Raw genomic sequence first — 20,236 nt, 5'->3', positions numbered from 1 at the left:
GAGGAGCCCGGGAGGGCAGTACATCCGTGCCGGCCCCCGGACTCGTCGACAGCTGTCGTTGACAGGCAGCTGGGGCGAGAGTGAGCTGATTTGCTGAACGTGACAACCGACAAATCCGGGGCGCGTCGCCTTGGCGCACTGGCTCCAACTGCTGGGCAATTTAAGAAAGCATTAACCAAACCGGCAGAACATCGGCACGTCTCCCACACAATGCGTGATGTCCCAGAATGCTTGCCTCAGCTACTGTTCTTGTCGTCGAGAATGACCCCATCACACGCGAGCTGCTGGAGAACATTCTCCAGACCGCCGGCTTTCGGGTCTTGGCCGTTCCAACGGGCAACGCAGGGCTCCTGTCGCTCTGCCAGCAGCAGGCTCAAATCGATTGGCTTGTGACGGGAGTAAGGCTGCCTGGGCTGGTGGATGGATGGCTCCTCGCCGATGAGTATCATCGGCACAATCCGGACCGGTCGGTTATCCTGTTGTCCGAAGAGATCCCCGAGGCTGATTGTCCCTCAGTGGACGCCGTCTTTGTCCCGCCGCATGCCCCAATGATGGTGCTTGAGACATTGAAGGGTTTGGCATTGTCTGAAACGGTTGATGACACTCCGGTCGAGATGCTTAGGGCTGCCTAACCAAAGAGGAGCCGGTCATGAGCGACCACAACGAAACCGTTGCCTCACGTCTCTGGCGCGACCGTGCCCAGATCCGGGAGCAGGAGCGGGATGACGCTCGGGCTCGGCTGAAAATTGCCGAGGAGAAGGTAGCGATCCTGTTGGCTGAGAATGACCGGCTCGCAGCCGAGAACGCCCGGCTGCGGGAACGGGTCAATCCAAATGCAGGCCTAGCCCGCAACGAGACTGAACGGCAGATGGCGGAACTCAGGGGGGCATTGATGCCTCTGCTTGCGAATCCGCGCCCGACGACGCACTGACGTACGGAAGATCATTTTTTGGGAAAGGGGAGGGTGAAGTAGATCCACCCTCCCGCAGCATTCACCGTCCTTGACGTGCAGCCTGATCAATGTCGCCCCGGGATAGACCAATGTCAGATACCCGATCCGTCTGGGCTGCCAACTGGCGAGCCGTCTCACGGGAACGGTGCCATTGGCGCAGGCTGGAAAGAATGACCGAAAGGAACATGACGCAACCTCAATAATGAGCCGACACAAGCGCAAAGGCGCCGCGAACTGGCAGCGAGTAAAAGGCCACCGTAGAACGGTAGCCGAGTTTAGGGAGGAACCCCGCCACAGGGAGGCCGTGGCGGAGGAGGGGTCATCTACAGGGCACCCAGCACAGGACAAACCTGAGATGGGTCGTCCCTGCCATGCGGAATGAGCATGGAACGGATGTAGAGCGTTTATACTCTGTTGAGATTTGCTCGGGTGCTGTACCCGAACCGTAGTATTATGCTGGTGCCGGACTGCGGAGCGATTGGTCGGATACTCCCCGGCTCGCATAATGCGCTACCTTGAGCTTGTTCTGTATGCCTTTGTGAAGTTCGTGATCTGGTACAGTGTTATTTTGTTGTTCGGCATTGTTGCTGTCGAGGTTGCGACTTGTCCGGCACAGAACCGCTTTGTCACAAGTGAGCGGAGTGGGGCGGTCTACCTGTGTGACCGGAACGGCGACATCGCTCGGCTCAATGCAGTTCTTCGGGAGCACCTTCATCAGGGCAGGGAAGGCCAGTGAAACCTGCCTACGCGATTGGGAGTTATTTTGTTACGGAGAGTCTGCCCCACAGGTCTCCTTGACCGTCCTCCGTGACTTGAGCCCCGTTCAGACCAATCCCGACGGGGCTTTTTCATGCCCCATCATCAACCCCGCGGCGCCCGTCCCGACATTGCTTGACAGCCTATGTCACGACGCAAGAATTATCCTGTCGTGACGGAGGAGATGCCGCGGATGTGGTCGTGACACCTGCGGAGTTCAAACCAGGCACTTGGATGTTGAGCGATAGCCTCCAGCGCCCTGTTGGAACCATTACGGAAGTCTCCCCGTCGCTATTCACCATCCGAGCAGATGCCAACTCGGGACTGGCCGGAATGGAGAGTATCACCTTCGCCTCTCTCGACAGCGCCATGTCGGCCATCGCGAAACGCATGAAGGGTGAGTGTCAGCTTTCGAGCGGCCATGGATAACGTGAAGTCGCGTAGCTAGGATTGAGGTCCAACCCACCTCACGCCCCGGCGCCAGCCCTGTCCAGCACGCGCACAACCTGCGCGGCCGTCCATTCTTTGCCCCGTGCGGTCCTGATGTGCCGCTCATTGAGGGCAGCCGCAATCTGCCGAAGAGACGTGGCGCAGCCTGTCTGGATGGAGAGCATAAGAAGTTGTGGGCCAACACTGTTCCTCACAGTCAGAGCTCTCGCTGGAATAGCGGCTGAACGTGCTTGGGAGCCGCTTTCCTGGGGACCATCTCACAAGTTGCCCCACAGAACCTCATGCTCGCGTCAGCTTGGGGCCAGAACAAGAACTGTGTCCAATGACACGCTAACGGAGTACGTAGCAGGAACGGGGCTCGAGAAGTCGATCAGCAGACCATCCCAAAGGCAGAATATGGCCCGGTTCTGGGTGTCTGAGCCGTCATTCAAGACAGAATAACCGATGGAAATGGGTGCGCTCCTCAGAGAGTCGTCCGCAAGAGAGTAGAGTTGCCGGAATCGGCTCGACAAAGCGAATTAAAGCAATGGCTTCAGATGGGTACCTGATCTACGTGAGTATCAGCTTGCCTCACATCAAAGGGGCAGTCCTCAAGCCTCGATGGGGAGGTTGCTGATCCGTTCTGCCTTAGCGTGTCATTGGACACAGTTCTTGTTCCAACCCCAACATGGGGAGAGCATGAGGTTCTGTGGGGCAATCAGGCAGCTACCCGTCTGTGATCCCCGTTGTTGTCGTTGATCATGCTGGGGTACCAGTGTTCGAATGCGGCACGAAGTGAGCCATCCAGAGTCCTGGTCCGCGTTTGCAGGAGCAGATGAGCCCCGCGTCGGCTCCACTGCATTTGCTGCTTCTTGGCAAAACGTTTGCTGATCACCGCATTCACCGTCGCCTCGACAAAGGCTGAGGAGATCCGCTCGCCAGACCGGTAGCGCTCGCCATAGTTGATCAGGCTACCCTCATTGCTGGTGATGTAGACCTGGAACTCCCGCATAGCCGTCCTGAACCTGCGCAGATTGGGATAGCGACTGTCGAGGGCTTCGAGGTCAAGAAGCAGATCATTGATGGCCTCCCGAGCACGATAGGTGTTGCCGTGCCAGAGGAACCACTTGATCCGGCGCAACTCATCAATCGCCTGCGCCCCGGCCTCCTTGTCATGATGAACCAGTCCCTGGGCGAACTGCCGCAGGACCGTGATCCGCATGGTGATGTGGAACCAGTCGAGGACGTGCTCGCTGCACGGGCTGATCCGCTCGGCAAGGGCGCGGACCTCGTCCCCGCCATCTGTGATAAAAGTCAGATCCTGATCGGCCTGGAAGCCTTGGCGCCTGAGATGATCGATAATGCGGCGCTGCGGCTTGCGATCATAGCCATGGACGAAGCCGATGTAGCGGGCCTCTCCCTGTTCGGGCATGGATCGGCCGACGATCAACTCGAAGTTCCGCTTTCTGTCGCGCCAGTCGCGGATGTAGCCACCATCCAAGCCGATGACCATCCGTCCATCAGGGGTCGGCAGATTATCCCAATCGCGAGAGTCTGCGCCCTCTGTAAATGAGGTCCGCTGCTCAGCGAGATCGGCCTCTATCCGCTCGGCGGCGCGGAGCACATGCTGCCGTATGGTTGTCGCGTTGACGCCACCCCCGACAGGAAGCACGTCGGCCAGGAGGTCAGCGGTGGCCGCATAGGAGACAAGCGAAGCCCAGCGGGTCTCGAGGTACAGGCGCTCCGGCGCCATATGGTCAGGGAGCAACCGCGTTAACGGCGAGATCGTCGCTGGCCCGTTGGTCTGCCGCTCTTTGGGAACGTAGAAGCGTGGGCTCTTCAGCTGGACATCGCCGAACAAGGTCCGGAAGGTGACTGGGTAACTGCCCTTGCACCGGAGCTTCCGACCAGTGACCTTGCAGTGGCAGTGGTTCGCGAGCCAGCCATTGACCTGAGCCTCGACGATCCGCTGCTGAGCGGCCGCGAGCAGGGCCTTGCTCTCGGCCAGGGACAGGCCCAGATCTTCGGCTCCCTCGGTGACCTTCGTCAGGGCTGCGACCTCCTCCGTGGTACCGATGTTACCATCGTCGCCAACGATCTGAAGCATGATCTTGACCTGCATGGCCCCCTCCGTACTCTTGCGGGAGGGCTCAAGCACCGTCTTCAGATCAACGGGACCTATGGCCTCACCACTGTTGATGCATGAGGTCCAGATACTCGGCCCTGCTTAGCCGAACGTTGACGTCCTTGCGGGAGAATGGGTTGCCCTTCCATCCTTGGCGTCCCTCAAGGCGCTCCAGAGCCTCCTGAACGTCGTTGATCTCCTCAGCGTCGATGGAAGCGCCTGTGCTCCGCTTCACAGCAAGCTGATCAATGAAACCGGCCAGGACAGCGTAATCATAACCAGCTTCTGGAGTGGTCCAGGCCTCACGCCGAGCCAGAAAACCGGTCACCCCGCAGCAATCCTCCGGCGGGCAGGATCCATCCCCGTCGAGGCAAATGGGATAGGTCCTCTGAGGGTCAGCCTCATGCCGCCTCTCGAGGCGCACCTCGTGCTCCCAGGGACCATTGAGGTCGTACTCATAGCGGAAACGGGTTCCTTGGCGGAGGCGAAGCTCGGAGAGTGCAACATCCGGAGACCGGGCCGCCAACTCTAGGGAGCCGAAGCGCCGAGCCCGGAGCGAGAACTGGAACAGGTGAATGCCCTCCCAGCCCATCACGATTTGGATGACACCGTGCAGCTCCCGCAGCGTCAGGCTGTCCGGGACCTGAACTCGTCGCCAGATCATGGGGCTGAGCCCGATCAGCCAGACCCTGAACTGCAGGATCTTCGGAGTTGGAGAAGGATCAGGAGTCTTGGGTTTGGATTGGGTGGGTTTCGGCAAATGAGGGTGTCTCGCAGCTTTGTTTCGTTGGGCCCGAAATGTTGTGCAGCCAACCCGTTACCAATCTGCCCCACACTTCCTCATGCTCTCCAAGCTGACCCCCGTGAGGTTCCCGCCCGGCCGGGCGAAGCTGGCGGCGAGGCCTAACTCGACCACGTCGGCGCCAAGCCGAAAGACGATCGGGATCGTAGAGGTTGCGCCTTTTAGCGCGAGTGCCGTAGGGAGGCCGCCCGTGGAGACGATCACGTCGACATTGCGGCTGACGAGCTCGGCGGCTAAAGCGGGCAGCCGATCATAGCGGCCCTCCGCCCAGCGATGTTCGATCGCCACGTTCTGTCCCTCGACATAGCCGGATTCGCTCAGTCCCTCGTGGAACGCGGGCGCAAACGGTGCCCACCCTCTGGGCGAGCCCGTGCCAAGGATGCCGATCACGGGCGCCGCCTTCCGCTGCGCGCGCAGGGCACCCGGCCACACCGCCGCCGCGACGCCCAACAGGATCAATTCGCAGCGTCTCATTCGGGAATGCTTCCTCTATCTGGAGCCCCTGGCAGCTCGGCGACAGGATCACGATCACAGAGGAAGCTTAAGAACGGCCCATGCGAGATGTAGTGCCGGAGCCTCTGGACAGGTGCGCCCATAGCGACCTCCTCTCATCCAAGAGTATGCTCTCAATCACATGATAGCACGGTTTTGCTGAGTTCGATAAATGGCCTTACCCGATATTCTTGGACTAAGCCATTGAGGGATATCGCACGCAGTGGCCTGCACACTCGGAAGGTCTCAAGAAGGCACGGAGCCGAAGTGGGCCGAGGGGCCGCAGTTGCAGGATAAGCCGACCTTCACAGGGCCACATTTAGGGACTGTGCCTGGACCCCGAGCCGACCTTTGGCGCAAGGCTTTTCTGCGGGTATGCGCCGGCAATCATGCGGAAATCTGCGAGGGCTCGATTCCAGACCCGTTCTCTCTAGGTTGATCACGGTCGAAGCCGTATCCTGTCGGAACGACGCCTGAGAGGCTGCATTGGTTGGGCAAAGAGGAGACATGCCATGTCCCGGGACAAAGTCGAACAGGCGAACATCGCGGCCAAGGAGACGCGCCAGGCTGCGGATGAACCAACGCTCGTACCTTCGTTCAATCCACTCGTGAGCATGACGCACGAGGCCCCGAAGGAAGATCTCAAAGACCTCGGACCCATGTCCCCGGGCATGGCCGAGAGGATCAAGCAGGAGCGAAGCAACAAGCCCTGATCTTAAAGGGTCCCTAGAGATCCCCATAGCCCAGGTGTTATCCCGTCCTCGTCGCTATTACGCGTGCGATGCCCTCGCTTCGCCAAGAAGTGGCGAGCGATGTAGAGATCCTGGATCGACAGCTCCGAGTTGTCGAAGACGATGATCTCCTCGTCCGATCGGCGGCTACGGTGCCGACCTGCCAGCACTTCGCCAATAGCAATGAGATCAGCTCCGTCTGGTGCGTGCTGGGTGATGTCACGGTAACCCGAGACGAACACGATAAGCCGTGCTTTGTTGAATTCGGGCGGGTACGCCCGCCGCGAATTTCCATTCTGCCATGTCTTGTAGTCGGTGGAGGTGGGTTAGCTTGTTATTCGGCGTGGGGTCCCGACGCCGGCCGGCACGATGAGCCATTGATGCTGAGGGATCAGAAGGGGTCAATCTCGACCCGCTTTTTCACAGTCCAGAGTCGTTGACAGGACTGCCAGGACCGGCGGGTCGATGCCGACGACTGACATCTCAAGCCGTCCGTGACAGAGTCTGTCCCAGCGAAGGGAGAATCATCATGGGCGTGTCTCCGAACTTGCAGGAAGGTGCCGGCGCAGGACGTGCTGAAGCCGATCCGCCGGCGTTCCCGGAGGAAGAAAGCCCAGGTAACCGCCCGCGGGGTCAACAAGATAGATGAAGCCCGTGTGATCGATCGTGTAGTCGGAGCTGGTCGGCAACGGTGCCTTGGCGTAGAAGACCTTGTACGCCAACGCTACGCGCCGGACCGCATCAGGCGAACCCGTGAGCCCAATGAGGCGCGGGGAGAACGAGGTCACATATTCAGCCAGGTGCTCGGGCGTATCCCGCTCCGGATCGACCGTGATGAACAAGGGCTGGATCGCGGCACCCGCAGGGTCGAGCGTGTCCACAGCTTGGGTGATCGACTGGAGATCGGTTGGGCAGATGTCAGGGCAGTACGTGTATCCGAAATAGATCACCAGCAGCTTGCCCCGGAAGTCGGCATCCGTCCGCACCTGTCCGGTCTGGTCGACCAGGGAGAAGGGGCCGCCCACCGGCTCCCGGTTCCACATGAGGGCATCCATCAGCTCAGCCGCGGAGCGGTCCGGCGCATCCTGGGCGCTTGCACCGCAGGTGCTCCCAGCGAGCAACGCTGCCGCGAGGATCCAACCCAGGCTCCGGGTCGCCGGCATCGTCTCAGGCAGATCGTGACCCATGGGCAGAACGCTGCTGCCTATGCACCGAAGCTGATCTGGGCCCCGGTCGTGGGCACCAGAAGCTTGTCCGGCATCTGCTGCCGGGCGGCTTGGATGAAGTTGTTGCCGCTGCAATGCATCGGAATGACCACATCCGGTTCGAGCTTTGCGATCTCCGCCACGACCTGGGTTAGGTAGTCGGCCGGGGCAGGACCGAGATGGAAACCGCCCACGATGGCGTGCACCTTCTGAACCCCCGAGACCTCCTGTGCCTGGCGCACCGAGTTCACGATGCCGACGTGCCCGCACGAACTGATCACCACCAGCCCGCGGTCCGTCAGATGGAAGCAGGTCGCATGCTCGTGCAGATGCTCGTCCGGGACGATCTTACCTTGCAGCTCCGCCGGGGCGTAGTGGCTTGCGTCACAGCCGAGGCCGTCCTTCATCGCGAACTCGACGAGGGTGTTGGGCAGCACCCGCTCGACACTCGTGCGCTTGATCTTTCCCGTCGTGAAAACATGGCCCGCGATAACGGTTGGGGTCTCGCACAGCACCGTTGTGACCTTCTGGGAGGCGAGCTCACGCCGGTCGAGCACGCCGAAATCCGTGAACTGACCCTGCGTGCCGGTGGCTTGGACCCGATGGCAGAAATTGTCCTCCCCGCCCGCATAGAGTTTGATGTCGGCGGGGAGAGCTGGCCGGTACCGGTTGAGGAACCCGAGGAGACCACCGAAATGGTCATAGTGGCCATGGCTGACGATGAGTGCGTCAAGCCTGCCTGGATCGACGCCTGTGATATCGATGTTGTTGAGAAGCGCCTCCGGGCTGTAGCCGAAGTCGAGCATCGTCGAGCGGGTCTCGTTGGCGCGCACGGATTGGAGGAACAGGGACAGGCCCCACTGGTTGTGCAGGATCTGGCGGAAATCCTTGGGCCTAGGGGCCGGCCGGACCGACACGCCGTTCACCTCAGTGGGTCGGAAGAACAGGTCATGGCTCGAGTCGATCAGCACCCACATGGTGAGCTTGTCCACTACCGGCACCTCGACCGGGGCAGCCCCGGCGACCTCGACACAGGTGAAGCCGGCTGCCGCCGCTCCGACAAACGCTGCCGAACCTTTCAGGAAGTCACGCCGCCTCAAAGTCTGAACCATGGTCGGTCTCCGGCTGCTCGAAACTGTAGCTGCGGCGGCAGGCTACGAGCCGCGGGTACGGAATAGCGGTCTCTTGGCCAACCCGCTCGACGGGGCTCACACGCTCGGATCGGATGCAAGCGATCCTTGGGCGAACGGGGGCATGTACGCGATGTATGGCCCTACTATACACCTCCGGCATTGTCAGGACGAGCCACCCGAGTGCCGATAATCGGCGCGGATGGCTGTCGCCTTGCCTTTGCGGGTCCTCGGATGAGGAGTAGAATTGGCGGAGCATATGGAGGGTGCCATGACGAGCGCTTCCCCCAGCTTGGCCCATGTGCAGGATGAAGGACACCAGAGCCGCCGCCAGGTTCTCAAGAGCCTGGCCGGACTGGCGAGCCTGCCCTTCCTCACCAGGATAGGGTCCGCATCCGCACAAGCCTCCTTGCCGCGCATCGGCTTCCTGTCCGTTCCCCCTCAAGGGCATTCGCCCGTCTTCGGAGCGTTCCAGGAGGGACTGCACAGCCGGGGTTATGTTCCCGGGCAGAACGCCGTCCTCGAGTGGCGCGGCGCAGAGGGAAAGGATGAGCGGCTCCCGCAACTCGCCACCGAGCTGGTCAACTCCGGCGTAAACGTCATCGTGGCGGAGACCTACCCGGCCATCGTTGCTGCCAGGAATGCGACCGGTACGGTGCCGATCGTCATGGCCGTCAGCAGCGACCCAGTCGAGACCGGCCTCGTGGAAAGCCTCTCAAGGCCGGGCGGCAACATCACGGGGCTCACGACTCTGTCCACGCACCTGAACGGCAAGCGCCTCCAGTTGCTCAAGGAGGCGTTCCCCGGCATGAGGCGGCTGGCGCTGGTCTGGGCTTCCCTGGCCGCGCCGGACAAGGCGCCGGGGATCAGGGAGACACAACGGGTGGCGCAGGAGTTGGGTCTCGAGATCCAGTACTTCGAGATCCGCAAGAGTGACGACTGGGAAGAGGCGATCCGGGCCGTGGCCAAGGCCCCGACGCCGCCCGACACGGTGTTCCAGCTCTGCGATCCAGTCACCCTCAGCCGGCGCAAGGCGCTAGTCGACTTCGCGGCCAGGACTGGTCTGCCGTCCATGTACGAGATGCGGGAGTACGTCATCGAGGGCGGCCTGATGGCTTATGGCCCGAGCCTCGCCACCATGGGCCGCCGCTCGGCCGACTATGTCGACAGAATCATGAAGGGAGCCAAGCCAAGCGATCTGCCGGTCGAGCAGCCGATCAAGCTCGAATTGGCCATCAACCAAGCAACCGCAAGGGCGATCAACCTCGACCTGCCACAAAGCCTGCTCGCCTGGGCCGACGAACTGATTGAGTAGGTAGCACCTTCATCCCATGAAAAGGGCCTCGACGGCGTGGAGCGGGTCGGTGGTGAGGTGGCCAGGAAGATCCTGAGGGTTGTTCTTAACATGGCTCCCGTGGCGTGCCTGTGCCGCGGTGACTGAACATCCAGGTCAAGATCTTGAGGTCTGCACGGGCGGGCTGAGATTGCCAGTGGGCCATCTGGCCGTCTCAGGTCTCAGGCGCTACGCCGTACTGCTCGTCGGTGACGTGCTCCATCCAGGTGACATGGCTGCCATCCAGAGCCTCCTGGATGGCAATGTGGACCATGCCCGTTCTGGGCGCTGCCCCGTGCCAGTGCTTCTCGCCCGGCGGGATCCATATGGTATCGCCGGGCCTGATCTCTTTGACGGGCCCGCCCCAAGTCTGCACGCGCCCGACGCCCGAGACCACGTGAAGGGTCTGTCCCAGGGGATGAGTGTGCCATGCCGTCCGGGCGCCGGGTTCGAACGTGACACGGTTTGCCCGAATGCGGGCGGGCGGCGGTGCCTCGATGATGGGGTCGTGCCACACAGTCCCGGTGAATGCGTCGGCTGGCGCCTGCTTCGTCGGGAAGCTGCCTACGATGTAAATATCCATCAGGCTCTCCTTCTTGCGAAATGATGGCGCTCTCGGCGCCTGCCGCTTGAGACGAATGATGCAGCTGATCCAACCCACCTGGATGGAAAGCTGGCGTCTTCCGCACCCGGAAGAAGATCTTCAGTTCAGACAGATACGTTACAAATGCTTGATGCCGAAGCTTACGATCAGCGGGACGAGTTCGTCCCGCGCGTCGATGCGATGCTGCCGGGCATGCTGGTGAGCGTCGGCAACCTTTCCATCCCGGATGGCTGCGGTGATCTCCTTATGGGCTGCGACCGATCCCGTCGGCTTGGATCGGAGCTTGAGCGTGAGCATGCGTGCCCGGTGAGCCTGGTCGGTGATGGTCTGAGCGATCCGGCGGATGCGGCTGTTGCCGCAGCGCTCCACAAGGATCCGATGGAACTGATCGTCCGCCACAGCCCATGCATCGAGATCATCCTCCAGAAGCGCCTGTTTCATCCTTGAGGTTGCCGCGTCGAGTTCGTCGGCCACGCGGCGCCGTTCCTCATCGGGCAGGGCGGCGAGCAGCTCGGCGGCTCTCGCTTCTATGGCGATGATGACGTCATAGATCTCCCGGATGTCCTCAGGGGCGAGGGGGCAGATCAGGACGCCCCGCTTGGAGAGCACGCGAACGAGGCCATCCTCCTGAAGCCGGATGATGGCTTCATGCACGGGCGTTCGGCTCATGCCGAGGCGCAAAGCGATCTCCTGCTCAGAGCCCTGATATCCCGGCGGGAACACATTGTCGCGGATCGCCTCCTTCAGGGCCCTGTAGGCGTCTTCCACGAGCGAGGGTTTCCTTAGGGTCTCTTGCGCCATGTGCAACTGCAGCTTTTCTACCATCGAGCCCTCCTGCTTCATTGTGGCTGCCAACCATCTTCCATGCAAGCCTGAATGGATGATTGACAGCGATCCACCATGTGCTAGCCATATTGTATGCCGACTTCCATGGAAGCTGTCAGATTACCTGCAGTCATCCAGGCGCTCACAGGAAGCGCGGGCATGTCAGGAGGAAACATGCATGGCTCCAAGGTGAGTGCACCTGAGACCAGGCTTCACCGAATTGACCCGTCAGACCCGGAACGCAAGATCGTGCGTGCCTCACAGTTTGACCGACAGTTCGGCTTTGCCGGCGCTTGCGGCTTTGACGTTGCGGCAGGCGGGGGATTTGGGCAAAGGCACGCTCAAGGTCGTGGAGACCGGCCAACCTGCCGCGCTGGCTTGTTACCGGCGCCCTCCTGCCCTGCATCCAACAAGGAAGAGGTGAGATCTCTGCTCACTGGTACGTGGCGCCTGTGCAGCGCCGATACTTCAACAACAGAAAGTCTACAGGGAAGGAAATGCACATGAAACGAACTCTCTTCACCGTTGCCGCGGCTCTCGGCTTCGTCGCGACGGCCGCACAGGCACAAGGAACCTATCCGACGCGCCCCATCACCCTGGTGGTCCCGTTCGCCGCGGGCGGGCCGACGGATGTGATCTCACGCATCATGGGCGACTCCATGAGCCGGACCTTGGGCCAGCAGGTGGTGATCGAGAATGTCACCGGCGCAGGCGGAACCGTTGGCGTCACCCGCGTCATGAAGGCCGCGCCTGACGGATACACCATCCTGATGGGCAATCTCGGGACACAGGCGGCGAGCGTCGGACTGTACCCGAATCTGGCCTATGATCCGCGCACCGATTTCGAGCCGATCATGAATGCCGCCGCAACCCCGATGCTGGTGGTGGCGAAAAAGGATCTGCCGGTGAAAGACTTCAAGGAGTTCGTCACCTACGTCAAGGCCAACGCCGCTAAGATGAACTACGGCACTGGCGGGGTGGGTGCGACCTCTCACCTGACCTGTCTTTTCCTCGACACGCTGCTCGGTGTCAAACCACAGCACGTTCCGTTCCGTGGATCCGGTCCTGCTCTCACGGCCCTGCTGGGCGGGCAGATCGACTACGTCTGCGATCAGACGGTCGGAGTTGTGCCATCGATCCAGGCGAAGGAAGCCAAAGGTCTTGTGGTTGCGGTCAAGAACCGGCTTCCGGTGGTGCCGGATGTTCCAACCTCAGAAGAACAGGGCCTGCCCGAGTTCCAGGCCACTGGCTGGAATGCGCTGTTTGCGCCCAAGGGCACCCCGAAGGAAATCGTTGAAAAGTTGAACTCGGCGGCACGAGCCGCGCTGAAAGATGAGACCTCCCGTAAGCGTCTCCTCGACCTCGGCGCCGAGCTCCCGGATGAGGCGGGCCAGACGCCTGAAGCCCTGGCGAAACTGGTCAGCTCCGAGATCGACAAATGGGTGCCGATCATCAAGAAGGCGGGCGTGACGGCGCAATAGCACACAAGCGCCAATCAGGTTGCTAACATCGAATGGCGGTTGCGGCCGAGCAGAACTCTGCGCCGCAGCCGCTCTTCCAACCGATGCAACCGATGTCCGAAACGTTGAAAGGTTCAAGCGATGACTCAGGATCAAAAGAAGCGGTATCGGCTGGCGGTCATTCCTGGCGACGGCATCGGCAAGGAAACGACTCCCGAAGGCGTGCGCGTCCTGGAGGCTGCTGCATCCAAGTTTGGCTTCGACCTCCAGCTCGATCACTTCGACTTCTCGTCCTACGACTACTACGCCAAGCATGGCCGCATGCTGCCTGAGGATTGGAAGGAGCAGATCGGCTCCCATGACGCCATCTTCTTTGGGGCGGTGGGATGGCCGGAGAAGATCCCGGACCATGTCTCCCTTTGGGGCTCCCTCCTTCAGTTCCGCCGCGAGTTCGACCAGTACATCAACCTGCGCCCGGTGCGCCTGATGCCAGGCGTGCCGTCGCCGCTCGCCAACCGCAAGCCCGGTGATATCGACTTCTGGGTCGTGCGTGAGAACACCGAGGGCGAGTACTCCTCCATTGGCGGTAAGATGTTCCCGGGCACCGAGCGCGAGGTGGTGATCCAGGAAACGGTCATGACGCGCATCGGCGTCGACCGGGTCCTGGAATTCGCCTTCGATCTCGCGCAGAAGCGGCCCAAGAAGCATCTGACCTCGGCCACGAAGTCGAACGGCATCTCGATCACCATGCCGTACTGGGATGAGCGCGTGGAGGAGATGGCCAAGCGCTATCCGGATGTGAAGTGGGACAAGTACCACATCGACATCCTCACGGCTCACTTTGTGCTGCATCCGGACTGGTTCGATGTTGTCGTCGCTTCGAACCTGTTCGGCGACATCCTCTCGGATCTAGGCCCGGCCTGCACAGGCACGATCGGCATTGCGCCCTCGGGCAACATCAATCCGGGCAGCGACTTCCCCTCGCTCTTTGAGCCAGTCCATGGTTCGGCGCCTGACATTGCCGGGCAGGGGATCGCGAACCCCATCGGCCAGATCTGGGCCGGTGCCATGATGCTGGAGCATCTCGGCGAGACGGAGGCTGCCGCCGCCATCGTTCAGGCCATCGAGGATGTCCTGAGTGAACGAACCCTGCGCACCCGCGACCTCGGCGGCAATGCCGGCACCGAAACCACCGGCAAGGCCGTGGCCGACGCGCTCGGCTAATCGGAAATATCTCGATTCCCGGCAGCCGACACGCGGCGGCCGACAACACCAGGTGTACTCATGAACAGCTACAAGATCGCTGCGATCCCGGGCGATGGAATCGGCAAGGAGGTCATCGCGGCCGGCGTCGAGGTCCTTCAGGCTTTGGCAGCCCGTGACGGCGGCTTCACACTCGACTTCGAGACCTTCGACTGGGGCTCGGACTACTACAAAGAGCACGGCATCATGATGCCGGAGAACGGCCGCGACACCCTGAAGAGGTTCGACGCGATCTATTTCGGCGCGGTTGGCGCACCGGACGTTCCTGATCACGTCACGCTGTGGGGCTTGCGCCTCGCCATCTGTCAGCCCTTCGACCAGTATGCCAACGTGCGCCCGACGCGCATCCTGCCTGGAATCGAAGGTCCCCTGCGCAATGTGGGGGCGCAGGATCTCGACTGGGTGATCGTGCGCGAGAACTCCGAAGGCGAGTATGCGGGCCAGGGTGGACGCTCGCATCGCGGCCTGCCGGAGGAGGTGGCGACGGAAGTCTCGATCTTCACCCGCGCCGGCGTTACCCGGATCATGCGCTACGCCTTCAAGCTGGCGCAGTCGCGGCCGCGCAAGCTCCTGACTGTGGTCACCAAGTCCAATGCCCAGCGGCACGGCATGGTGATGTGGGACGAGATTGCAGCCGAGGTCGCGGTGGAGTTTCCTGACGTGACCTGGGACAAGATGCTGGTCGATGCCATGACCATGCGGATGACCTTGAAGCCTCAGAGCCTCGATACCATCGTCGCCACCAACTTGCATGCCGACATCCTGTCGGATCTTGCGGCCGCTCTGGCAGGCTCGCTGGGCATCGCGCCTACGGCGAACCTCAACCCGGATGGGAAGTTCCCGTCGATGTTCGAGCCGATCCATGGCTCCGCGTTCGACATCACCGGCAAGGGGATCGCCAATCCCATCGGAACCTTCTGGACGGCCACGATGATGCTGGAACACCTCGGTGAGAAAGCGGCAGCCGATCGCCTGATGAAAGCGATTGAGCGTGTTACCGCTAATCCATCACTGCACACGCCGGATCTTGGCGGTTCCGCCACAACTCGTCAGGTCACGGATGCTGTGATCACGGCCATCCAAGGTGATAACGCGTAAGGTCGTGGGAATGCTCACGCTTGAGCTTGCAGGGGCAAGGATTGCCGATGCTAAAGTGTCCGTTGTCAGAATTTTTGAAGCAGCGGGCGATCTGAACTAAGGGAGACTCTGGCTCATCTGGGTTGCAGATTATGCAGTCTGCATCTGGTGCTGCTGACAGCGCATCTCCGCCGTCGAGAAGCCATGGGCGGTGCCGGCTCAGATCTTTGCGGCACTGGCCAGAGGCTCAGCCATGGGTTCTATGCCACTCTCGTCCCGATCTGGTGCTGTCACTCACGTTGCCGACCGACAGCAAGCTGTGTCAGTAGACTTGGCCAATTGCACGCGGGAGGCTGCCGGTCTCTTTGGGTTCGGTGCCGCTTCGCCATCTCGGATCGGAAGCTCTCCCCTGGTCCTCAAAACGATTACGGCTCTCCCACTGATCCTTTAGGAAAGACCCACCCGACGTATGACCGTCACGCTCAAGGCGCCGATCACCCAGCCGATCCTCGCCTCTTGTGGCCTGCTCGCGGGTTGTGCGACGACCAGGGTCAAGGCCAAGGTCCTCATAGGGACTGGTCCCCTCCTGACGAGGCAAGGGTATCCGATTGGCACTTCGATCTCGGTTGTCGTAGCGATTGTCCTGTTCTGGAATGGGGACGCGGCGGCGCTCGGGGATCCTGTTCCGACGTTCGTTCTGCTCCCTGACCTCGCGCTCATATTGTCTGCGTTGGTAGATGCCAAAGGCACATCCTGCGAGAGCACCTTTGAGCCGATGCCCGCCGGCGAAATGACCGGCGATAGCCCCGCCCAGCCCGTACTTGAGACAACCGCCGGGGAGGCTCTGCGCCTCCGCCGAGTCTGAAGCCATGCCAAACGAGAGCATCACGGTGGCGGCGAGCACAATCTTTCTCATGGATAGGGACCTCTCATGATCCCGGCCAACGTACGCCCAATCCGGGAGGTTCCGCCGCGGAAGGCGCATCGGGCTCCGCAAATGTTAGCTGCGTCCTCATAAGAGAACCCTTATGCCCCCACGAGCAGGAGGGCCTCCCGTTGGTCAAAAGGAATTCGGGCTAAGGCAACCTTGAGGTCCTCGACATCAAGACGGGCGTCCTGCTCGGGAGGGACAGCAAGGCAGGTGCGGCCGCAGCAGGGTCCAATACCTTGACCGCACATTCGCCACAAAGTCCCGCTGCTTTGCAAAACAGTGACCCTGAACGAGGGCAATAACATAGGGGTAGTCACCAGCACATCCGTGCCGCCAACGAGAATGTCTCAATGCAACAAGCCATGTTTTCGAATGCCTCCCTGACGATTACGTTTGTTCTCCCAGCCGACACTACGCTAAACAAAACGCTAGGCTCCCATGAGCTTCAGATGCTGGGGGATCGACTGCGGGTGGCTTACGGTCCAGTTGAGGAGGCTCTTCCGGTACGGCTGGCCGAGCTTGTGGAGCGGCTCGTACGGCGGGAGCAGGCCAGTGAATGAGTTGCCGACATCAGGGTTCATGTCAAAGCTATCCGTGCAAGATTGACCTCGAATTGCGCGTAGGCTGCCATGTGAGCGTCTCAGCGCCTACCAAGAACGGGAGTATCGACTCTGAATGTCGGAGACATTACTGATGAAGATTGCAGTTGGGGATCAGGTTCGCGTTCACTTCCATCCACCCGGTCCGATGAAGAGCTTTTCCGAGGGGGTGGTCAGGCAGGCTGATGTGACGGCCCCAGAAGGGCGCTTCTTTGTGGTGGAGGTCACGCACGAGGTCATTCTCGACCGTGAGCATCGGATCAAGCCCGGCTTTCAGGATTACGTCCGCTACGACTGCCAGAACGACTTTCCAGGTCGGGTTGAGGTACTCTCGCCTACAGAACAGGGCGGGGAAGGGAACGATGAGCCCAACCAGGACACAGGATTGAGACCAGTTGAAGCTCCAGATGAGATCACCCAGGAGCCAGAAGCTGAGCACGACCAGTTCCTGGTTCACCTGGAGCGTCAGGAGGTCCGCCGACCCGGAGGTTTGATTGCCGCGCTCTTCGGGCGGCAGAGATAAGCAGAATTGAGTTTCCGGTCTGTCGGCTTCCAGACAGACCCGCTCGGTGTGCTGGGTTTAAGAGGGGCAATGCAATAGCGGGAACGGACCACTGTCATAAGCAGGAAGTCTACTTGCGGCTCGCCTGTAGCTTTGGCTAGAACCAAGCACCTAAGAAAAAAGGCCGCTCGAAAGCGGCCCGAAGTTTAGGGAGGAAACGCCCAAGAAGGGCAGCAACACTGCGACGCCAATCGCCGTGTTGCACTGCAAAAGATAGTTCTTGCCTGAACGATAGGCAAGCTCAAACGGGCAGCATCGCTGCCCGTTTTTGTGACTGCTGATCTGCGGAAAGTGCATGACGCTGAGTAGCCACGAGGCTTCAAGCATCATACCCGAATGCTATGGCAGGACTTTCGTATCTGGTCAGCGGGGTTGAAAGCTCAGCGTTGCCTTGGGTAGGCAAGCTCAAGCCGCCACTGCCTTGATGGCGGGTGCGGAGGGAAGCGGCATCCAAAACGTGGGTCCCAGGCGCTTCGGGCGCTCGTCTGCCCACCGTCAGTCGGTGATGGTGCCGACCCGCCGGATCATTGTTTTTAATCTGCCGGCCTCCTTCGTCCGCTGAACGGGAATTGGCTGCGGCCGGACAGTCAAGAGTACGGCTCCTCAATGGCCTTACGCGATGTTCCTGCCGTCGGGACTGGCGTTCGTTGTGATGCTGCTGGTGACAGGAGTTATGCGAGCAAGCTCCGCCCTGATCATTCGCGCTGTCCTCATCCCAATGCCGGGGGGATTGTTGCATTAATCTTGGTGGTGTAATCCGGAGCGGCCAGTTGGGGAGCCGTTCCGTTGTCGATTTTCAAGCGTCGCCGCTTCCCCGTCGAAATCATCCTGCTGTGTGTCCGCTGGTACTGCAAGTACGGGATCAGCTATCGCGATCTGGCCGAGATGATGCAGGAGCGAGGTGTAAACGTAGACCCATCTACAATCTTTCGGTGGGTTCAGCGCTATGCGCCCGAAATCGAGAAGCGGATCCGTCCATATCAAGGTCATCGATCTGGATCCTGGCGCGTGGATGAGACGTATGTTCGGGTGGGTGGTAAGTGGAAGTACCTGTTCCGGGCTATCGACAAGCACGGGCACCTGATCGACTTCATGCTTTCCAGCCGGCGCGATACGGGAGCAGCCTACCGCTTCCTGCGCAAAGCCCTGAAGATGATGGGTGACTATCCGCCATCCACCATCACCACCGACAAACTAGCCTCGTACCCGAAAGCGATCAGACGATTACAGTGCGAAGGGCTGCTGGCGAAGGATGTCGAGCACCGCACGTCGAAGTATCTCAACAATGTCATCGAGGCGGATCACGGTGCGCTCAAGCGCGTCATCCGGCCAACCCGTGGATTCCAGAGGATGAGAACAGCCTCCGCAACCATCAAAGGCTTCGAGGTCATCCGCATGATCCGCCGCGGCCACTGCGTCCTGACACAGCCCGGCGCGACAGGCGAAATCCAACTCGTCAACCAACTCTTCGGTCTTGCCGTCTGAATGACCCGTTCGGCAGGGTTCGCTTCGCCCTTTTCAGGTTAATGCAACAAAGCCCTTTCGCTTTCCCCTGAGCCTCCAGATGGTGGAGGAAACGCTTCCTGCCGGATGGCTCTGGTCAGCCATGAAACCGTGCGGCAGTGGGCGCTGCAATTAGGCTACAGCTTCGCCACTCAGATCCGCCGGCGTCTGCCCGCATCCGGAGACAAATGGCATCTCGATGAGGTTGGGATCAGCGTCGCTGGCAAGAAGCACTGGTTGTGGCGAGCCGTCGACCACCACGGAGCCATGCTCAATATCCTGGTCCAGAGCCACGGCAATGCCAAATCAGCCAAACGCCTGCTGCGAAAGCTGCTCAAGAAGCAGGGCATGGCACCCCGCGTGATGATCACGGACAAACTGGCCAGCTACGGTGCGGCCAAGCGAGAGATCATGCTTGGTGTCGAGCACCGACAGCATCGGGGTTTGAACAATCGAGCCGAGAACAGTCATCAGCCGACCCGCCGCGATTTCACGTGCCCAGTGATGCGCGCTGCCGCAGGCCTCCATGGCCACCGTGCTGGGCGGCTGAGCCGAGAAGAACGCGAGAACCTGATGCCGCCGCAGCTTCCTGCAGAACAGAACCGCTCCGATGCATCGGCGCCGTGAACCTGGAATACACTCTTCGCTAGATCCAGGCCGATTGTGCTCGCCTCTCCCATGGGCGCCTCCCTCAAGTGGTGCTCAACACCTCCATTTTGGCACACCGAGGCCGTTGGGGGGCGTCCGCCTCATCAGCTCCGTCTCAACGCCTGACCCCGAATGCGTCCAGCATACACTTGTCCGGCGTAGACAGGGTTGGTCAAAATGGCCCACAAGGTCGTCACGCTCCAGCGTCCCTATACCCGCGGCGGCGGCACGGCATCCTGCTGCAGCTTCTTGGCGAGCCCGAAGAGACTGTGGGCCTCGTCCGCGTACCAGCCATCCATCTCGGCCACCACGGCAGCTTCAGCCCAATTGAGCCGAACCCCAGTGGGAGTGGCTGGTAATGCGCCGAGCTAAACGGAAAACAGCACCGGAACAGAAAGGCTCATGATTGATCCGGGGCCGCTTTCGTCCGGGATCGCCAATGCCTTCGGGCCGAGTATTGCGGCTACACAGGATCTTGGTAGCATCGAATATCCGCCGGTCCAATATTGGAGCGCGAGAGCGGAACCTTTGGGAGGAACGACTTGAAACGGGCCATTTTGCATATCTTCGCCCTGACCGCCGCGGCAGTCATCGCCGCACCGGCCGCGGCCCAGACCTGGCCACAGCGGCCCATCTCGCTGATAGTGCCCTTTGCGGCGGGCGGAGGCACCGACGCCTTCGCGCGCCCGCTTGCCCAGCAGCTCGACAATCAACTCGGAATGCGCGTCATAGTCGACAATCGGGCAGGGGCGGGCGGAAACACGGGCGCGGCTGCCGCCGCCAGGGCTGAGCCCGACGGCTACACCTTC

General features: G+C 60.9%; 21 protein-coding genes and 2 pseudogenes. 11 read left to right on the top strand and 12 right to left on the bottom strand.

Annotation, left to right across the window (positions count from 1 at the left end):
* Positions 1–227 precede the first annotated feature (227 nt).
* A complete protein-coding gene (locus JQC81_RS23280) occupies positions 228–632 on the top strand; it encodes a response regulator (protein WP_203274189.1) in 405 nt (134 codons plus the stop codon).
* Between the two features lie 17 nt (positions 633–649).
* Entirely contained in the window at positions 650–931 is a 282-nt protein-coding gene (locus tag JQC81_RS23275; RefSeq protein ID WP_203274188.1) for a hypothetical protein, read from the top strand.
* 1,244 nt (positions 932–2,175) lie between these two features.
* On the opposite strand, the gene JQC81_RS23270 is transcribed toward JQC81_RS23275, so the two are convergent.
* The 4 genes from JQC81_RS23270 to JQC81_RS23255 all read right to left on the bottom strand — a co-directional run bounded on the left by JQC81_RS23270 (position 2,176) and on the right by JQC81_RS23255 (position 5,538).
* On the bottom strand, positions 2,176–2,322 hold the full coding sequence (locus tag JQC81_RS23270) for a recombinase family protein (protein WP_203274187.1): 147 nt from the start codon (positions 2,320–2,322) through the stop codon (positions 2,176–2,178).
* 533 nt (positions 2,323–2,855) lie between these two features.
* Complete coding sequence (locus JQC81_RS23265; RefSeq protein WP_203274186.1) at positions 2,856–4,259, bottom strand: ISKra4 family transposase; 1,404 nt, start codon at positions 4,257–4,259, stop codon at positions 2,856–2,858.
* 64 nt (positions 4,260–4,323) lie between these two features.
* Positions 4,324–5,022, bottom strand: a complete 699-nt coding sequence (locus tag JQC81_RS23260; RefSeq protein ID WP_203274185.1) for a plasmid pRiA4b ORF-3 family protein — start codon at positions 5,020–5,022, stop codon at positions 4,324–4,326.
* Between the two features lie 57 nt (positions 5,023–5,079).
* Positions 5,080–5,538, bottom strand: coding sequence for an ABC transporter substrate binding protein (locus JQC81_RS23255; RefSeq protein WP_203274184.1), 459 nt, complete (start codon positions 5,536–5,538; stop codon positions 5,080–5,082).
* Positions 5,539–6,068: 530 nt separating this feature from the next.
* On the opposite strand from JQC81_RS23255, the gene JQC81_RS23250 reads away from it, so the two are divergent.
* The gene (locus JQC81_RS23250; protein WP_203274183.1) at positions 6,069–6,269 is read left to right on the top strand and encodes a hypothetical protein; all 201 of its coding nucleotides are present in this window, start codon (positions 6,069–6,071) and stop codon (positions 6,267–6,269) included.
* A 2-nt stretch (positions 6,270–6,271) separates the two neighbouring features.
* On the opposite strand, the gene JQC81_RS23245 is transcribed toward JQC81_RS23250, so the two are convergent.
* From JQC81_RS23245 to JQC81_RS23235, 3 genes are all read right to left on the bottom strand, one after another.
* Positions 6,272–6,529, bottom strand: a complete 258-nt coding sequence (locus JQC81_RS23245) for a hypothetical protein (RefSeq protein ID WP_312887572.1) — start codon at positions 6,527–6,529, stop codon at positions 6,272–6,274.
* Positions 6,530–6,814: 285 nt separating this feature from the next.
* Positions 6,815–7,474 (bottom strand): SCO family protein, encoded by a 660-nt coding sequence (locus JQC81_RS23240; RefSeq protein WP_246520615.1) that lies wholly within the window; start codon positions 7,472–7,474, stop codon positions 6,815–6,817.
* Positions 7,475–7,491: 17 nt separating this feature from the next.
* Positions 7,492–8,604 carry an MBL fold metallo-hydrolase gene (locus tag JQC81_RS23235; protein WP_203274182.1) on the bottom strand — a complete coding sequence of 371 codons (1,113 nt, stop codon included), beginning with the start codon at positions 8,602–8,604 and terminating at the stop codon, positions 7,492–7,494.
* Between the two features lie 289 nt (positions 8,605–8,893).
* On the opposite strand from JQC81_RS23235, the gene JQC81_RS23230 reads away from it, so the two are divergent.
* A complete protein-coding gene (locus tag JQC81_RS23230; RefSeq protein WP_203274181.1) occupies positions 8,894–9,937 on the top strand; it encodes an ABC transporter substrate-binding protein in 1,044 nt (347 codons plus the stop codon).
* A 193-nt stretch (positions 9,938–10,130) separates the two neighbouring features.
* Here JQC81_RS23230 and JQC81_RS23225 read toward each other — a convergent pair whose 3' ends face one another.
* On the bottom strand, positions 10,131–10,538 hold the full coding sequence (locus JQC81_RS23225; protein WP_203274180.1) for a (R)-mandelonitrile lyase: 408 nt from the start codon (positions 10,536–10,538) through the stop codon (positions 10,131–10,133).
* A 138-nt stretch (positions 10,539–10,676) separates the two neighbouring features.
* Positions 10,677–11,384, bottom strand: a complete 708-nt coding sequence (locus JQC81_RS23220; protein WP_246520614.1) for a GntR family transcriptional regulator — start codon at positions 11,382–11,384, stop codon at positions 10,677–10,679.
* A 503-nt stretch (positions 11,385–11,887) separates the two neighbouring features.
* On the opposite strand from JQC81_RS23220, the gene JQC81_RS23215 reads away from it, so the two are divergent.
* From JQC81_RS23215 to JQC81_RS23205, 3 genes are all read left to right on the top strand, one after another.
* Complete coding sequence (locus JQC81_RS23215; RefSeq protein ID WP_246520613.1) at positions 11,888–12,865, top strand: tripartite tricarboxylate transporter substrate-binding protein; 978 nt, start codon at positions 11,888–11,890, stop codon at positions 12,863–12,865.
* A 120-nt stretch (positions 12,866–12,985) separates the two neighbouring features.
* A complete protein-coding gene (locus JQC81_RS23210) occupies positions 12,986–14,068 on the top strand; it encodes a tartrate dehydrogenase (RefSeq protein WP_203274178.1) in 1,083 nt (360 codons plus the stop codon).
* 60 nt (positions 14,069–14,128) lie between these two features.
* The gene (locus tag JQC81_RS23205) at positions 14,129–15,205 is read left to right on the top strand and encodes a tartrate dehydrogenase (protein WP_203274177.1); all 1,077 of its coding nucleotides are present in this window, start codon (positions 14,129–14,131) and stop codon (positions 15,203–15,205) included.
* Between the two features lie 1,338 nt (positions 15,206–16,543).
* On the opposite strand, the gene JQC81_RS23200 is transcribed toward JQC81_RS23205, so the two are convergent.
* Positions 16,544–16,696, bottom strand: a complete 153-nt coding sequence (locus JQC81_RS23200; RefSeq protein WP_203274176.1) for a hypothetical protein — start codon at positions 16,694–16,696, stop codon at positions 16,544–16,546.
* 112 nt (positions 16,697–16,808) lie between these two features.
* Between JQC81_RS23200 and JQC81_RS23195 the strand changes: the two genes are divergently transcribed.
* From JQC81_RS23195 to JQC81_RS23185, 3 genes and pseudogenes are all read left to right on the top strand, one after another.
* Positions 16,809–17,237, top strand: coding sequence for a hypothetical protein (locus JQC81_RS23195; protein WP_203274175.1), 429 nt, complete (start codon positions 16,809–16,811; stop codon positions 17,235–17,237).
* An 825-nt stretch (positions 17,238–18,062) separates the two neighbouring features.
* Positions 18,063–18,761: an IS6 family transposase gene (locus JQC81_RS23190; protein ID WP_203274174.1), complete on the top strand. Its 699-nt coding sequence runs from the start codon at positions 18,063–18,065 to the stop codon at positions 18,759–18,761.
* A 55-nt stretch (positions 18,762–18,816) separates the two neighbouring features.
* Positions 18,817–19,265, top strand: a pseudogene (locus JQC81_RS23185) (IS6 family transposase); the annotation flags it as partial.
* On the opposite strand, the pseudogene JQC81_RS23180 reads toward JQC81_RS23185, so the two are convergent.
* Both JQC81_RS23180 and JQC81_RS23175 read right to left on the bottom strand, forming a co-directional pair.
* Positions 19,266–19,459 (bottom strand): annotated as a pseudogene (locus JQC81_RS23180) (IS110 family transposase); the annotation flags it as partial.
* Between the two features lie 72 nt (positions 19,460–19,531).
* A complete protein-coding gene (locus JQC81_RS23175) occupies positions 19,532–19,624 on the bottom strand; it encodes a hypothetical protein (RefSeq protein WP_203274173.1) in 93 nt (30 codons plus the stop codon).
* 345 nt (positions 19,625–19,969) lie between these two features.
* Between JQC81_RS23175 and JQC81_RS23170 the strand changes: the two genes are divergently transcribed.
* Positions 19,970–20,236 (top strand): tripartite tricarboxylate transporter substrate-binding protein (locus JQC81_RS23170; RefSeq protein ID WP_281400370.1); only part of this gene is annotated, 267 nt, incomplete at its 3' end.

Source organism: Microvirga arabica (assembly GCF_016811235.1).
GTDB classification, from domain to species: Bacteria; Pseudomonadota; Alphaproteobacteria; order Rhizobiales; family Beijerinckiaceae; genus Microvirga; species Microvirga arabica.
The sequence above is the reverse complement of the archived record's forward strand: the minus strand, read 5'-3'. Positions and strand labels throughout refer to the sequence as shown.

Bases quoted from the DNA above. Each gene is read 5' to 3' on its own strand.
- JQC81_RS23280 (WP_203274189.1), top strand. From the start codon at position 228: ATGCTTGCCTCAGCTACTGTTCTTGTCGTCGAGAATGACCCCATCACA.
- JQC81_RS23275 (WP_203274188.1), top strand. From the start codon at position 650: ATGAGCGACCACAACGAAACCGTTGCCTCACGTCTCTGGCGCGACCGT.
- JQC81_RS23270 (WP_203274187.1), bottom strand. From the start codon at position 2,322: ATGCTCTCCATCCAGACAGGCTGCGCCACGTCTCTTCGGCAGATTGCG.
- JQC81_RS23265 (WP_203274186.1), bottom strand. From the start codon at position 4,259: ATGCAGGTCAAGATCATGCTTCAGATCGTTGGCGACGATGGTAACATC.
- JQC81_RS23255 (WP_203274184.1), bottom strand. From the start codon at position 5,538: ATGAGACGCTGCGAATTGATCCTGTTGGGCGTCGCGGCGGCGGTGTGG.
- JQC81_RS23250 (WP_203274183.1), top strand. From the start codon at position 6,069: ATGTCCCGGGACAAAGTCGAACAGGCGAACATCGCGGCCAAGGAGACG.
- JQC81_RS23240 (WP_246520615.1), bottom strand. From the start codon at position 7,474: ATGGGTCACGATCTGCCTGAGACGATGCCGGCGACCCGGAGCCTGGGT.
- JQC81_RS23235 (WP_203274182.1), bottom strand. From the start codon at position 8,604: ATGGTTCAGACTTTGAGGCGGCGTGACTTCCTGAAAGGTTCGGCAGCG.
- JQC81_RS23230 (WP_203274181.1), top strand. From the start codon at position 8,894: ATGACGAGCGCTTCCCCCAGCTTGGCCCATGTGCAGGATGAAGGACAC.
- JQC81_RS23225 (WP_203274180.1), bottom strand. From the start codon at position 10,538: ATGGATATTTACATCGTAGGCAGCTTCCCGACGAAGCAGGCGCCAGCC.
- JQC81_RS23220 (WP_246520614.1), bottom strand. From the start codon at position 11,384: ATGGTAGAAAAGCTGCAGTTGCACATGGCGCAAGAGACCCTAAGGAAA.
- JQC81_RS23215 (WP_246520613.1), top strand. From the start codon at position 11,888: ATGAAACGAACTCTCTTCACCGTTGCCGCGGCTCTCGGCTTCGTCGCG.
- JQC81_RS23210 (WP_203274178.1), top strand. From the start codon at position 12,986: ATGACTCAGGATCAAAAGAAGCGGTATCGGCTGGCGGTCATTCCTGGC.
- JQC81_RS23205 (WP_203274177.1), top strand. From the start codon at position 14,129: ATGAACAGCTACAAGATCGCTGCGATCCCGGGCGATGGAATCGGCAAG.
- JQC81_RS23200 (WP_203274176.1), bottom strand. From the start codon at position 16,696: ATGAACCCTGATGTCGGCAACTCATTCACTGGCCTGCTCCCGCCGTAC.
- JQC81_RS23195 (WP_203274175.1), top strand. From the start codon at position 16,809: ATGAAGATTGCAGTTGGGGATCAGGTTCGCGTTCACTTCCATCCACCC.